Genomic DNA, 15945 nt, shown 5'->3' with positions numbered 1-15945 from the left:
ATTGCATTCAAAAAAGTTTCTATCAACACCTGAAATTAATATGTGAGCTACTACGCTTTTGTACTTAATTTTTCTGTACAAATTTCGCTTAACCAATTGCGTTTTAGTTCATTTTTCACTAGCTTGTATCAGCAAATAATAGCTTTATGGAACTTTTAATATGCCTATATTCACCTCGTATTATGCAGGTCAAATTAAGGGAGAAGCTGTTTCTATTTCGCTGAATCCTCCCCCCAATTGGAAAGGTAAGCACTTACCCCTATTCGCTCCAACTTCTGAATTGTTACGTTGGTGGAAATCTTCAGCCAAAGATATCGCCGCGCAGTCAGAATATAAGAGGGAGTTCAGAAAAATTTTGGATTCTCGGCAACAGTTGATCCAGTTGTGGGTAAACAAACAGCAGTCTAATCCACAAGATATGACGCTGTGCTGTTTTGAAAAGAGTAGCGATTTCTGCCATCGGCATCTTGTTGCAGAGGAAGTATTACAAAAGCACTTGCCCCAGCTATGGGGCGGGGAAGTTGAAATTTCTTCAACACCACAACTCAACTTTATACAAGGTGCAACAATCAACCACTCTGCGATATATTCGCCCCTGGTGTTGTCGCTGATTGAAAAATGTCATTCGTCGGGTTATCCGGTGCAGTGCGATCGCACCCCTTGTGGATATTATCGGGTATCTCTGCACGGTGAAGATTTAGGCGAATGGTCAGAATTAGGAGTTTTAAGTGTTCTGTCTTCTTTGCAGCATGAGTTTTATCGGCAACGTCTTGTACCGTCATTGGTCAATACTACGGCGATCGCTAAAGTTAAAGAAAATCAGGAGTTTGTAACAGCTAAATCCGAATCTCCCAATTTGATTACGAGCCTTGGGAAACTGGAGGGGCAAGAGTTAGCCCAGATTCAGGATTGGTGCAAGTGGATTAAAAATCAGATGTTTCCGTCTGTTTCAAAATACGCTGATGGTCGTTTGGAGTTGCATCTGCGGCGGTTCGTTAGTCTTACTAGTGCGAAGTCGGGAAACAAGGCTGAGGTTAAGTTAATCGAACCTGGGTTGTATCCTGGTTCGTTTGTTATTGAGGAATTAGGAGAGAAATTGTTGCCGAATTTTCATCAAGCACTAGTTTTGTTTTACCCAGCCGGGACGCAAATTAAGGTACACCGTGACTCTCCAGCTTACGCTTCGGGGGCAGCACAGATAAACGTGATGGGTCGAGCGCGATTTTTTATTTCTGGTTGTCAGAATGTGCGGCTCCTAGAGTCATACTGGCTTGAGGAAGGAGATTGCATCAGCTTCGACAACAAGCAGCCGCATGGCATTGAACGAGTGCAAAGCGCGAGATGGTGTATTTGCTTCTTCAAACTCAAACCAGAGTACCTGGAAACTTCAACAGTTAAACAGATGAGTCTAGTTTCTTAGCAAGTGCCTTAAGAAAACTAGTTATAGAGTTAATTACTGGTTTCGGGTGATATCATAACTGGTTATTGACTTGAGAAACTAGTTCTTTTAATGTAGAACTAGGAGAAAGTCAAATATGAGTTACGTCACCAAACCAGTACCATTAATGGAAATGCAAAAAGAAAAACTTGTTAGCATTAAAGCTTATGAATCAGATTTAGAAAAACTCAAAGAATTACAAAAACTTTGGTCGATGCGTACTCAACAAGAAGCAGTAAGCAAATTAGTCATGTCTGGGGAAGAAGTTATTAACTTACAGCGCAATTTGTTAGAAGCGCAGAACAGAATTAGTCAGTTAGAACAACAATTACAGCAGAGACAGGCAATGCCACAAACAGAAGCAAAAGAACTAGTTGAGTCACAACCTAATCAATTAGTTGCGAGAGTAGAACATCTGGAAAATTTAGTAACAGTACTGTTAAAAAAATTGGAAGATGGTCAGTTCCCATTAACAACCCAAGGTATAACCAAATCACAGCCACCACAACCTAAAGAAGAAGAGAAGGACTGGCAAAGTGTACCCAGTGAAGAATTACGCAAGATGAAAGCTAGGCCAGCAGTGGAGGAAAAACTCAAGAGAGTTTTTCAGGCGATCGCTAACTACAACGATAATGTAGCATCTAGTAATGATGAGAGATGGTATATCGGAAATGTAACTTTAAGAGAGTTATCAGGAGCCAATGGCCAAGTTATAGCTGATTGGATTAATCGTCATCAAACTTTAGTCAGCGATCACAATAATAAATATAGTTTAGGACAGTATCATAATAAGCGGCACAAGGGTAAATTAATTAATGATGTTATTAGTTGGTAATATTCATTAATCAAAAATAATTTTTAAATGAACTGGATTGTTAAGAGAAAATCACATAAATATAAATCAAAAAATATTTTAATTTCGGTTTTATCCACAGTTAAACAAATTTTTTAGACTTTGATTATTTTAATTATTAATAGTAAACAGTTCTAAATTAAATAATTCTAATTTAGAACTGATATAAGTATTTTGAAAATCTCAGTTACAAATTATTACTTTTCAAGTGGTTGACAAATCTTCTAGCTAATTCTCGGTAAATATCATGAACAGAGACATCAACTTGTATAGTAAAACATTTTCCAAATCTTTCTTTAGTAAAATTTTCAAGTTCATCCATTAAATCACCTTCATCATCGAATATTGTAGCTGATTCAAATAGTTGGATGAGTTCAGAATTAGATAGTTCTTCTAACTTACGTAGCATATCTAACCTACATTGATAATCTTAAATTTGTTTAACTCTGCCGAATTACTTAATTTTTGTCTATTTGTTTTTGACGGTAAACTTCAAAAGCATACAAGATTTCTTCATGAGTCATTTCTGCCAGTTTTTTAAGCTTTACTGATGCTTGAATTGCATCAAAGCCTCCTGTACGTAATGCCAATGCTAACTCACAAAGCACTTCGCAAATTTCTGGAGGAAGTTGAGCTAGATGTTGAAGATTAGGGTAATAAATTAGTAAAGAAAAAAGTTTTTGTTGTGATGAATTCAGCATATATGGAATTTTTTTGATTACTCAGGAGATTAGGGAGGTTTCAGCCTCCCTTTGTAAAATTAGAAAGCTGTGTTACCTGTTTCGGTAACTTTGTTTAAATAGCCTTGCCAGTAGTCACCTGAGTAGCTTTGAGGAGGTAAGCCAATAGCAGCATCAAATTCACCGTCGAAGTAGCTATTAGATTTAGTGTGAGCTTGGTTTTTAGGAATAAGTAGAACTAGCATACAGATATCCTTTTTATGTAAGGCAGGTAAAATCCCGTTTTGCTTAACTAGTTCTATTTTAAAAGAACCAGTTAAATAAATCAATAACTAGTATTATTGAAATAGCTTATATGACTAGTTATATTATTTAGAACTAGTTATTGATAATAAGCTGTACTAGAAAAGAGCAATTAGAGCAGGTGTAACCATTAATGCCTTGTTGGAGAAATCCTCACACTGCCTTACCATGAATAATTGCATCGTTATACTAAAGGATTTAGAAAAACTAATAAGATACTTTGTATAGGGATAGCTAGTGTAATAATCCAGCTTTTAGGTGATTTATCTATATATAAACCCTTGTGTATAGTCCTTGTTTACTTTAATATGGAAATATTAATAAGTAAGGAATTGGTATGAGCAGGGAATTGAAGACACAGAATGAGCTAGAAAACAGCTTTGTGGATGAGCGCGTAAGTTATCTAATGCCAAAGTTTGAAGCTTTAGCACCCTACCGCAAACAAACAGAGCGTAAAAATGGTGTAGGTAAGATACCTGGATGGAAAAAGTTAGCAACTGAAGAAATTAGATTATTGAAAGTCACATATCCAGATGAAAAGCCAGAGGCATTAAAAACTTATGGTACTTGTCTCAGACAAATTACAGCAATTAAAAAAGCACTTAAAAATTCAATCAAAACTTCTATAAAAGATGAAGCTTTACATAGTGCAGTAAATACGATAATTACTAATTTTGGTCGAGCATTGTCAGAGCATTTTGCACCTTATAAAGCTTCCCAATCAGAACAGTATAGAGAAAAAGTAACCGAGCGTAGACAGCCAGAAAACCGGATAGAAATTGATTTAAATAACTCTCTCAAATTTGCTCATACTGTACTAACTGACATCAAAAATGGTAATGATGCTAATTGGATGGATGTGAGTTGTTCTATTGCTTTGGCTACTGGTCGTCGTATGGGCGAAGTTCATTTATCAGCCAGTTTTGAAAAAATTAATGATTATACAGTAGCTTTTAAAGGACAATTAAAAGGTAAATCTAGACGTGTAAAAATAGGTGAGAAAGCTTTACCGATTAAAGAAGTAGTATTTGAAATACCCACATTAATTAATTCTGATTTAGTATGTCATGCTCTGGACTGGCTTGATAAAAAAGGTAAACGATTTCCAAAAGATGAAGACCCGGAACGGGTAAACAGACGTTTTTCAAAAACACTTAATCAACATTGTAAAGAATTTGATATTTTTCCAGAAGATGAGCGTACATATCACAAATTTAGAGCCGCTTATTTTAGAGCTTGTGTAGTTAATGCTGGCATTGATTCTTATGACTTTATCGACTACGCAGAACGAATTTTAATTGACCGAGATGAAACCACAATCAACAGTTACAAGCGTTATGAAATTAAGCCTGGAAGCCTCACCAAAATTTGCTAAATCCCTATACTAAACGTCTTGACGTTATATTACAAGAGGCTTAGTATAGGGATATGGTGAGTTTAATCACACATCTATTATGAGTGAGATTGAAAAATTAGAAAGAGAAAGTAATGAGGTTTGGGCATCTAGGCTAGGTAGCATTGCCGCGAACCAGTTAAAAGGTGTCAAGGATGAACAAGCTATTAGAGAAATAACACTCAAATACTGGGAACCAATTAGAACAGCTATAACCAGTGATAACAGCCTGAAAAGACCTAGAACAGCCTTTGCAAAAGCAATTAACGAAAAGTTTCCTAACTCAAGTAAGCCAAAGCCAGGATATTACCACACTAAGCCACGCGGTAAAGCTCCTCACTGGGAACATTTAGCTCTGTGGTATGCCACTAGCAACCGCGATCGCTGGGATATTATCGGAGATGAAGCAAGAGTTGCTTATAAAGCCAGTTTTGAGCAACCAGAACAGACAGAACAGACAGAACAAGCAACACAACCAGAGCCGACAGAGCAGACTACTTTACAACCAGAAGCTACAACTACAGTACCCTCATTAGAAACTATGAATATTGCACAGTTGGAATTAGATGCGGATACCCAAAAAGTTGTAGAAGACGCGATCGCCTACTCTGGTATGTCACTGGCTGAGTTTGTCAGAAAAGCTTGCCAAGTTTATGCCAAGACTGTAACGGGTAAAGTCAAGTTAGCTGATGAAGACTTAAGCTCAGTGCTTACCGCAGAACTGATGAGCGAAAAATACAAAACCCATCCTGGTAGGGCTGATGAACTTACACGCCGCGCTATCTATGCCTTAGAAGTTCATAACAATAACTGCACTGAAAGAAATCAGAAATGGCATATTAACCAAACTGCAATACAAACACTCACAGGTAGCAAGCCAGCGACCATCAAGAAAATTTTGGAGAATTACCAAACTCGATTAGATGACCACAACGCCAAGCATGAATTAAACCCATACGATAATCGTAAGCCAGGGATAAAAATTGATCAGGCTATAAATTTAGTCGAGCTTGTACCTGATGGGTTAAATATGGTGTAGCGATCGTCTGCTCCACGATAACTATACTAAAGGAATTGTATAGTTATGTAAATGACAAATCTGAACATAGATGTATAAAAGGGTAGAGCAAAATGTGAGAGATCACCGCGCCTGTGTGTCGTTGAAAGTTATGCCGTAATAAACTAATATTGCATAACTTTTGCAGTAGCCATGAGTAGTGATCGCCATTTTTGGTTCGTGACCAAATTAGCTTGCATCCTTACTGCGTAAGGCTTTACTACACTTTTTAAGTTTTTGGAGAGTGTATATTTACTGTAAAGCTAGTTAGGTTATGGGTTCGGCAAGCTTTTCCTTTAAGTGGCACTTCTGGTCGCGTTAGGGTTCAAAATTTGGTTATACGGGGGTAAAATCACAATAATTAGTAATCCTTGATTACAAGATTTGAATTCAGCCGAGCTAGATTTATCACCAGATTATCTGGACTAACATTTGGTGGAGGTGGAGTCTTTAAGCCACACAAACTAGCGGCATCTACTGATAAATTGATGCAATCAGGGCCCAGTGCAGCTTGATAAAATTGCTTATTATATTTAGTTTCTATGTCTTGTCTAACTCGCTCTAAAATTTCATCAATAATTTCAAATTTAACTGAGTTTTTAATAAAACTACTCCTGTCAGATGTATCTACATATCCAGCCCAAAAAGGTGTTTTGTGAGCTTTAGGCTTGAATCCACGCCAATGTCTTTCTCCCCAATACTCAAATAGGCACGCAGAATGAGGGAAACCAGTTTCACTAATCACAGTTAAGTATCCCATAAGAGTATTTCTCCTAAAAAATTTAAAAAATAGAGAATTCAATTATTCACATCAATTCGGAATTTCAGACAGATATATATAACTTACTCATTAAAGTCTGAAACTTGGATTACGGAGTATAGCAACAATTCATGAAAAATTCAGCTATTTGCTATGAAATATTTGCATTGGAAGCTTCTCACTCATAACAAGTTGCGCTTAAATGTGGTGCGTGTGATCAATGCCAATTAGTTCTCGATTAGCTTACGCAACTCATCGATTACTTTTTCCTTAGTTAATGAATTCCAAGAAGTTGGAAAATCTGGTTTTTTTGCCTCGTATAATAGTGCAAGCTCATCAGCATAAGTTATCATAAACCATTTCCAGTAACTTCCAGATTCTAGCGTGGCATCACCAACAATTTTCCAAGAAGCATAGTAATTATTTACTTGCCGATAATCTTTGTAGGGTTTGTATTCCCAATTCGTATCACTATTTGCAAATTTAGAATCACCATACACAAGTTGTTGGCAATTTTCTGTAACTAGTTTAGGTTCTCCAGAAACAGGACGGTAGCCAGTTAAACCTTGTGGCCGATGATAATGAGTTTCATGACTTCCATCATGACCATCCATACCACTAATACATATTTCCCCACAGAATGGACAACTTTGTAAACAACCAATTCGTGACGCAATTATTTCGTCTACAACCTTATTTTTTAAGGTCGTATATTCATTTGCTACCGAATTATAAAATCTACCTAATTCATTAGATAATCGTGATTTATTATTCTCTAATTCTTGGATAAGTTCATCTTGAAGATATTGAAAATCGAAATCACCATCAAAATTAGAAGCTAAAATTTCAATCCTGTCAATATTCTTGATAATCAGATGCTCTTTTGTTAATTCACTAAATTTATTTATCCAATCAGTAATAGAAAGCGAATTTTCATCTCTGCTTTCAATATATTGATTTGTCGATTCGATAAAATGTTTAGCCATCTCCATTAATTGTTTGATTTTGTCTTCTATTACACCTTTAACCCCTTTGTCTCTAGCATTAAATTCCTCAAAATAAGTAGATAACCAGTCTTTTATGCTTCGCTCAGGGTCGTGAATATAGGTATAATAAGAGTATATATCTCCCTTCTCAGCCAAAGAAATTAAAATGCTTGCTATTAAAGATTTTTTATTATTGATGATTTTGACATGAGTTACACTGTACATCTTATTACCGATTTCAGATGCCAATCCTTCTTCTATTTTTTCACTAATTCCTTGTATGATAATCTCACACAGTACAGAAACAATCGTGCTGGCTAAATTTTGCTTGTCAAAATTAACCTTAAAAAGCTGAAAGTAATAATCTTTATTTTTTTCTAGCTTAATAATTGGATTCTGCTTTTCCCTACATTTCTGATCTAATCTTTCTAAACGTTTAATTGCATGACCACATATTGCTATGACTAAATCAATTTCTAAATTTTGAGTCAGCCGGAAAGAAATATTTTTAAAAATTTCTTCATATTTTTCATCTATTCTACTTTCGATGTGTCTCAGTATCTCTCCGATATAACTTTCATTATATGGTTGTAAATTATCTTCTTTTTCTTGAAGAATATTCTTTACATCCTCAAATAAATGATGTTTCAGTTTTTCAATCTCTCTTAAAACTTCCTGCTCTTTGTCTTTTGGTATTGAACCCTTCGTTAACCCTATTGCAGAATTTTTTGCAGCTTGAAGCAAGTCCCATTGATAATGATTTTCCTTAACAGAAAAATCTTTGAAATCATAATTTCTTAGTTCTTGACCTTTGAGTATTTTCTCACTAATAGAACTCCATCTATCTGAATATGATTGCCTTAAAGCTTCTTGAGCATCCCTTTCTACATTCGCTGCTTTGAGAGGATTTCTGTAGTGATTTCTTAGATCATTCATCCAAATCAACCATTGAGATTCAAATAATTCTTGTAGCTTCTCTTCTGACAAAGAAAGAACTTGTCTCTGGTCGATTTTTTCTTTTTCTATCTGTACGAATAAACGTATACTTTCAGTAATTCTCTTTTCGTAATTCAGAACTTCTCTATCAACAGTAAGTTCAGCTTGTTTACTGTTATGATAGTTTTCAATTTGTTGATTATTTTGTCTTTTTAATTTATCACTTAAATCTCTAAGTCTAGCAAATGTGTTTTGTTCCCATTGCTGCATAGAGTCTTCGTACATTCCCTTTGATTTTTTGAAAAAATGTTTAAGGCTTTCCTCTTGTTCCAAGAAGATTTTATCGATTTTATCTGATAAATTACCCTTTAAATCTTCAACAACTTTAAATAATTCATCCTCATCACCACAATTCATTATTCTAGTATGTGAATTTAAGATAAATTCTGTCACTTGGCTACGAAATTCACGATCTCTTTGACTCCAAAATTTATCTAACTCTCCTCTTGCTTGAGTCTCAATTGTATTTTTAAATTCATACACGAAATCGTCTTTTTTCACCGCTTCCCAAAGATTCTGCAAATGCTTATAAAAGCTATTTATTGATAATTTGCTACTTAAATCTACTCCATATAATATTTTCCTTTTTAATCCATTAACCTCTTTACTATAATTAGGAATTACTGCATTTCTGGAATCATCACCTTCGTATAAAGAAGGTAAGTATTCTACATCTTCAGTAAGATTAAAATCAATCAATTCTTTAAATGTTTGAACTTTTTTACCCTGAAACTCACAGGCTATCCTTGTATATTTGTCAAGATTTTCGTTGAGAATACGACTTTGAGTATTTAATTTTTCTTGTGATGATTTATCAACATTACGATGAACAATTTTAGTCTTAGGATGTAAATTTACCTCTTCCATTCTTAAAAAAGCATGAACAGAAATAGGTAACATTTCCTGTAAATAAGTATTATTTTCTCCTGGTAGCTTAATTAATGCGAGATTACTCAATCCAATGACAAATGTAGAAAGCTCATTGTCATGTTTACGAGTTGAACCAGAGGAAAGTTCAGGAGATTTCAAACCTTCTGTATCTACCACAAAAATATAATCAACGTTAAGCTTTTCGCGTAATTTCTGCTCTAATTTCACTGGTTGCAGGTAAACTCCTTTTGTACAGCGGCCAGCACTCACCGCAAATTGTAGTCCAAACATGGTATTCAACAAAGTAGATTTACCAGAGCTTTGGATTCCCATTGCTGACAGCACAAAAACTCGCAAGTTATCTTGTTTTTCTCGTTCCTTCAGTATTTGATTTAATTCTTCTAGAACCGCCTCAACCCAAACAAATGGAACGGAGCTAACATCTCCATCCATGATTTCAATTGGATACCCGCTCAAGAGTAAATTTGCTGCAACTTGTGGCAAACGTTGTAACAAAGTTGATAGTATTTGTATATCTGACTCGGATAATTCTCGTTTCTCTTTTTCACGCGCTAGACATTCATTTACTGCCGAATAAATTTGCCCCATCTCTCGCAGTAAATGCTCTAAACCAAAAGATTGGGCTAAAATTCTTTGATCCAGCTTTTCTAGGTCTCGGTTAATAACTGCTTTTTCTTCTGGAGTTTTGGCTTCCTGAATTTCTTTCATACGTTTGCCATACTCATCATATAAACCAGGCAGTTCTTCTCTAGAAAGTTCATCTAGTCCCAGCTTTAATGACCTTACAAAATACTCTAGAACTGAGGGAGGCTCATTCAAAAGTACATTAATAAAAGAATTCATCACTTTTGGAAGCCCATTTTTAACGAGCCTAAATTGCCGTTCCCGACTTTTTATTTTGCGTAGTTCTTGTTTTTCTGCGTATTTATTTACCTTTTCTTCCCCAATGTTCTCTTGTCGATGAATTTCCTTGTCAGCTTCAGCCCATTCAGCCCAATCTTTGCCCTGCAAAGGTAATAATTCAGCTTTGCGCTTATCTCGTCTATCTTGCTCATGATTTCGGATAATATGCAAAATTTCTTCTGCTTTGCGAATGCCTTGCTGGCAATTTTCCTCTAGCTCATCTATATCAACATTAATGCCTAATTGCTGCATTGTCTGAGCAAGATTTCCAAGACTCATTTTAGAGTTATTTTCAATTTTAATTAAATTTAAAACTTTTCTGATTTCATCTCTGATATCCGGTGAATTTTTGTTTTCAATATCTAAAATTAAAAGCTGTTCGTCAATAGAGTTTGAAAAACTATTTTGGAAATTCTCAATATTTAATTCATCCTCATTTGTAATTATTTTATCAGTTAATAGAATAATCACTGTCTTCTTAGCTGCGATAAAATCTTGAACAACTTTTGCTTCTTTTTCAAGTAGTTCTTTGGCTGAAGATAAAATGACGATTTTTGATGAAACTTGCTTAATTAGTTCTAATTGTACAGGATAATTGCGTGCATCACCACGAAGATTAGTAAATGAAAGAATATCTTCAAAAATATCTTCTTTAGAACCTTTAGGTAAATACCAAGCAACTTCTATCATGCCTTCAGCTAGTTGCCGATTATTTGTAGAACCTTCAGAATTTCTATGGAAAAAAATTGGATGAGACTTGTCTGGTTCATTTTCACTAATAACCCAGTTTAATAGGGATGATTTAGAAAATTCTGAATTATTGAATCGAATAAAACTTACTGTTTCAATGCAGTAATCAAATATTCCACGTTCTTCACTCTTGATTTCTTCCCCTTGCAATGTTTTCCACTTCATTATTAGGGAACGTATTGCCCAAAGAAAGAACTTTGGTGCTTTACTTTTATCTTCTTGAATAACTAAGGGAATTGCCAATTTACAACCCCAGAGTCTTTGAACTAAATCCTGTCGAATAATTGCATTACAACATAAAAATGTAGCTGCCACAACATCAAGTGGGTACACGTTAGATGTTTCTTGCTCTTGTTTCTTGCGTCGCCCAAAGCGAACTCCTAGTAATGTTTGCTCTGATTCATTCGTTGATTTATTTGCTGACGCAATTTTTAGTTTGCGCCCTTCATAATTAAACGATATAAGGTTGCTTAAAAAGTGCGTTGCTAGTTGCTCTGTAGTTACAGGAGTATTTTGTTCTAATGAATATTCTGTAATTGAGTAAACTTCTTCTCTACCTAATTTCCCAGGATAATATTTTGTTAACCCCAAGCTTTCGAGAATTTCTTGAACTTCAGCAGAAGGTTTTTCATCTGAAGATATAATAGTTTTTAGCGGTAAGTTTTCATTAATTTTAATAAAATCTTGCCAACCTTTCTCTACGTTTCTATCATTTGAAATATAATTAATGATATTTTGCAATTCTCCTACAGCATCTATACACTCAAAAGATAAGCCAACGTTATATCTCTTTAGAATATTTATGATAGATTCTGATTGTAAATTTGGTAGTACACTTTGTTCAATAAAGTCTATTGTCTTTTCTTTTTCTAACTGCAAAATATCTGAAGTCAAAAGTCTTAAGACTATATAGGCTTCTCTTTTCTCAGTGTTATAGTTTTTTGCTTCTATCCCTAATGGATGCTCTTTATCTTCTTTTAATAACTTTTCTATTTTTTGATAGTCTTCAATCTCCAGTAATTGATTAAATATCTTGAAATCAGGTATATAACCCAAAGTAAATAGTAAGCTTAACAAACTTAATTCGCTAAGTGGATCTTTTTTTCTAAGTTTTAAACTTAGGCTATTGATGGCTAAAGCTAAATACTGAGACGCTTGTTTTTTTCTAATTTCTCGCGTGGGAGCATTTTCTTGTAAAATCAGTCTAATGAGATTAGAGATTTTATTAAGAAGCTCATTAACATCATTAATATCTTCTTGAAAAGGATAGCCTATATTTTCTGACTGTTCATTTAGCCATCTAAAAATATCTTTAAGTTGAGAATAATCTTCTCTAGACATTGCTAACGTATCTTCTGAAGTCAGAATTTGGCGCATTAAATCCTTAATTTCTATACTATCTGAGTTGTTATATCTGACATCAAACAAGTATTGCCGAAATATTTGTGCTGATAATATCTCCTGCGTCCAGTATTGATTACTATTTGTTTTTGTTTCGATTTCTTTTCTAAATCTGACGAGATAATTTAATTTTTCTGAACTAAGATTTCGCTGTTGAATCCATAAGGGAATCTGTTGATTTAGCAGATTATCAATTTTGTTATTAATATTAGATACTTCATCAAAAAAATAGCGAAATTTACTTCTTAGTCCACTAATACTTATCCATTCATTATGAAGAATTTCTGTTAATTTTTGTGTATTTTGAAATTCATTTATGTGGTGACGACAAATAATTTCCCAAATGGCAATAATGCGCTTATAATCTCTATCAATAACGGCCGATTGTTCTAGCTTTAGACCACCTATTTGAATTTTCTCTAATTTAATTCCAGATTCTATACTTTCCTGCTTATAGATGGATTGACTGTCAGCACTACGATTATGATTTGTCTCCAGTTCGCCGCCACCTATTCCAGTAAATCCTAGTTGAAAGTGAGTATTGATTTTGCTAGTAATCATATCTCGAATGTTCTGTTCTTCAGAAGATAAAAAATTCCTAGAGGAAGCAGAAATCAATGAAATACTACCAAATGTAACAATTCCTAATAAAGCATGAGAACCATAATTTTTGAGAAAAGTTTGACAAGCCTGACTTGCTATATACTCAGATTCAGGATTACGTAAAATTTTATCTATTTTCTTTAATTCTTCTAAGGCATTACTATCTAGTCGAATCTGATTAGGATTAAGAGTAAAAGCGGCAGTGGGGACAACTACATATTGAACTTTAGAGTAGTAACTACTTTCAATTTTCTGTTTTCTCTCAGTAAGATTTTCTGCTTCTTTATCTAATGAAAAAGAAGCACTAGCATTCAGGAGTCCCTGGAATAAGCTACTCCCTTCAGCTGATGCTTTAATACTAGTTCCAAACTTTTCTACACCTTTCTTAAAAATATTTTCTTGAAATTGTGATTGAAATTCTTCTGTTTTGTCAATACTTTGATGTAATGGCTGAGTTAAAGATATATTTCCTTGGACTGCGATCAGATTAAATCTTGGTTGCAAAATTTCTTCTTCGTTTGCACTGACAAGCACCCCCTGCAAAGCTAATCCGGCTGATGCTGTTAGTAGTATGTTATTACTGGCCTGATTAAATTGAACAATCTCTTCGTTATTTACTGGAACGATATTATCTTCCATATTATTTTGGTTTGACTGTGACATAAATAAAACTTCTCCTCAGATTTTCAAGAAACTGTTTATAAAGTAAATCTTTACGCGACTAAACGACGTAGCATAATACGAGCCATAAAGGCATATATGGCAGGGCAGCTCATGTCTGGAGATATTTATAATCCTTATTAAGATGAGGATACTGATTCAACCAAATGTTTTTTCTACTATCCAAAGTTTCTTTTTGAGGCATTTGCTTCACTTGTAACCACTTTCAACAACAGCCTTATTAAAGATAAAAATATATTTGCATGACGAGTTAATAAAGTCTATGTAATAAAGTAAAAATTTAAAATTTATATCTTAGGATAGAAGCCCAATTATAAAAAGTAAATTAAATAACTACAACGAAACAGAATTAAATTCCGCATTTAACAACAAATTTTCATGCGTACTGTACAGTGACTTTTTATTTGTCGTTGTGACAAAATAATGTCGTTAAGGGTCTAAAGCTTGCAATCTGTAGCTTTACGCCTACAATTAGCCCAAAGAATTTACAAGCCATATCAACAGCAATGGTTGCAAATCTGAAGAGGGTAAGAACAGTTAGGAATGAATGGGATCGCCTAAAAATACTAAGGTGAGCAATTTATATCAAACGTTTGTTATAGAAAATAGTGACAGTAGGCTTGACATAGGTATACAAGAGGGTAAGGCAGGAATCACTGCGCGTGTGTGTCTGTGAGAGTTATGCCGATGTAAACTAATAAGGCATAAGTTTAGCAGTTGCCATGAGTAGCGATCACATAGACCAAATCATCGAAAAGCTTCAAAAGCTGAAGGAAATACGGCGGAAAGTAGCCAGACAACCAATGTCGCCACCGGGGGCATGGATACATGAATATCTAGTGTATAAGCAGTATAAAAAAGATGGTGATGTTTATTAGTATCAGTATGCGAAGTGGCAGTCCAATGAACCGATTTTTAAACGCAACCCGAAGGAATCGTTGAAAGGGATTGTGAAGAGAGTCAAAAACCCGGAGTATACGTGCCATCAGCACATAGGTAGAGTGGGAAGTAGCACAGGGCTACCAACTGATGAAATGGTCACAGAAGCATATCAAGAATGGAATAATCATAAGCGTTTAGAAGCAATTAATACAGACATACAAGAAATAGAAATTGCGCTAAAAAAAGTTATGCCGTCAGAAACTAATGAGGCATAACTTAAAAGACTAGTGATCACTCTATGCCTGTACAAGCTTGTATATAGATAATAAGTGTTAGCCTTTGTTATGGGTAAATAAGAGGGTAAAGTTAACGTTAGCGATCGCCTGTATTGGTATCACTGTACTAATGGAAATGTGCATAGATGTTAAACGTTAACCTCAGCATGGGTATACAAGAGGGTAAGAAAAATGGACGCGATGCCTGCGGCGGTCGTAGCGATCGCCTGTCAAGATGCCAATACAAGAGGGTATGAATGCAGATATCACTGTACAAAAAGGTGAAGCCATGCCTATACATTAGGGTAAGTATGCAGATATGCCTAAACAAGAGGAATAAGGAATGGATATACAAAAGGATATAAATAGAGATATCCCTATACAATAGGTAAAGTATACAAATAATCTCTAGACAAGAGAGTAGGAATGCAGATATCTCTGTACAAGACGGTGAAGCTATGCCTATACATTAGGGTAAATATGGGGATATACCTAGACAAGAGGGATAGAGCATAGGTATACAACAGGGTATAAGCAGAGATGTCCCTATACAAGAGGTTGTAGGGAGGCACGAGAGAATAGCCAGCAGCATCCATATACAAGAGCATTAATATAGTCCTTTTTTACATTCCTTGTTCCCAGAGAACACAGAATAGCCCATCTCCACCTGTCCCACGTCTGTATACAAGGGGGTTAATATAGTCATAAAGCCTTGATTTCCTTTATTATAGCCTAACTATCCCTATACAAGTCGGTTTATAACATATAAATCTACTATTGATTAATATATTCTTGTCAAAAAATAAGATTGACACTGATTTACAGATCAATTATACTCTGGCAATGAGACTAATTATCCCTATACAAATGGTTTAAACAGTGCATATAAGCAGAAAGCACATTTATATCCCTATACAGGACAGTTATACATGGCATTAAAGTGCGCTCATACTTCCGATCTAATTTCATTATCCCTATACAAGAGGTTATAAGATAACATGAAGCAGATGAAAACTTCCTCAAAGGTATCCATATACAAGAGGATTTAAATAGTCCTTACTAACATTCCTTGTTCTCTAGAGAACAAGGAATG

At 34.8% G+C, this 15945-nt stretch carries 11 protein-coding genes; 6 read left to right on the top strand and 5 right to left on the bottom strand.

The features are described from left to right. Positions 1-160: 160 nt before the first annotated feature. Both H6G28_RS27580 and H6G28_RS27575 read left to right on the top strand, forming a co-directional pair. A complete protein-coding gene (locus H6G28_RS27580; protein ID WP_190675746.1) occupies positions 161-1420 on the top strand; it encodes a DUF488 domain-containing protein in 1260 nt (419 codons plus the stop codon). Between the two features lie 115 nt (positions 1421-1535). Further along, on the top strand, positions 1536-2273 hold the full coding sequence (locus H6G28_RS27575; protein WP_242054665.1) for a hypothetical protein: 738 nt from the start codon (positions 1536-1538) through the stop codon (positions 2271-2273). Between the two features lie 205 nt (positions 2274-2478). Here the strand turns inward: H6G28_RS27575 and H6G28_RS27570 are convergent, their stop codons facing one another. Genes H6G28_RS27570 through H6G28_RS27560 form a run of 3 tightly spaced genes read right to left on the bottom strand, consistent with a single transcriptional unit; the run spans position 2479 to position 3216 of the window. Beyond that, positions 2479-2700, bottom strand: a complete 222-nt coding sequence (locus H6G28_RS27570) for a hypothetical protein (protein ID WP_190675745.1) — start codon at positions 2698-2700, stop codon at positions 2479-2481. A 49-nt stretch (positions 2701-2749) separates the two neighbouring features. Beyond that, positions 2750-2992, bottom strand: a complete 243-nt coding sequence (locus H6G28_RS27565; RefSeq protein ID WP_190675743.1) for a hypothetical protein — start codon at positions 2990-2992, stop codon at positions 2750-2752. A 59-nt stretch (positions 2993-3051) separates the two neighbouring features. Next, complete coding sequence (locus H6G28_RS27560) at positions 3052-3216, bottom strand: hypothetical protein (RefSeq protein WP_190675740.1); 165 nt, start codon at positions 3214-3216, stop codon at positions 3052-3054. Positions 3217-3611: 395 nt separating this feature from the next. On the opposite strand from H6G28_RS27560, the gene H6G28_RS27555 reads away from it, so the two are divergent. Next, complete coding sequence (locus tag H6G28_RS27555; RefSeq protein ID WP_190675738.1) at positions 3612-4649, top strand: protelomerase family protein; 1038 nt, start codon at positions 3612-3614, stop codon at positions 4647-4649. Between the two features lie 79 nt (positions 4650-4728). Further along, complete coding sequence (locus H6G28_RS27550) at positions 4729-5706, top strand: hypothetical protein (RefSeq protein WP_199332956.1); 978 nt, start codon at positions 4729-4731, stop codon at positions 5704-5706. 379 nt (positions 5707-6085) lie between these two features. Here H6G28_RS27550 and H6G28_RS27545 read toward each other — a convergent pair whose 3' ends face one another. Beyond that, complete coding sequence (locus H6G28_RS27545) at positions 6086-6484, bottom strand: hypothetical protein (RefSeq protein WP_190675736.1); 399 nt, start codon at positions 6482-6484, stop codon at positions 6086-6088. A 227-nt stretch (positions 6485-6711) separates the two neighbouring features. Then, positions 6712-13677 (bottom strand): P-loop NTPase family protein, encoded by a 6966-nt coding sequence (locus H6G28_RS27540; protein WP_190675733.1) that lies wholly within the window; start codon positions 13675-13677, stop codon positions 6712-6714. Between the two features lie 740 nt (positions 13678-14417). On the opposite strand from H6G28_RS27540, the gene H6G28_RS27535 reads away from it, so the two are divergent. Together H6G28_RS27535 and H6G28_RS27530 are read left to right on the top strand one after the other, a co-directional pair. After that, positions 14418-14573: a hypothetical protein gene (locus tag H6G28_RS27535; RefSeq protein ID WP_190675731.1), complete on the top strand. Its 156-nt coding sequence runs from the start codon at positions 14418-14420 to the stop codon at positions 14571-14573. Between the two features lie 123 nt (positions 14574-14696). Beyond that, positions 14697-14852, top strand: a complete 156-nt coding sequence (locus H6G28_RS27530; protein WP_190675729.1) for a hypothetical protein — start codon at positions 14697-14699, stop codon at positions 14850-14852. Positions 14853-15945 lie beyond the last annotated feature (1093 nt).

Source organism: Nostoc sp. FACHB-190 (assembly GCF_014696905.1).
Taxonomy (GTDB): domain Bacteria; phylum Cyanobacteriota; class Cyanobacteriia; order Cyanobacteriales; family Nostocaceae; genus Nostoc_B.
Note: the sequence above shows the minus strand (reverse complement) of the source record. Positions and strands in the feature narration are given on the sequence as shown.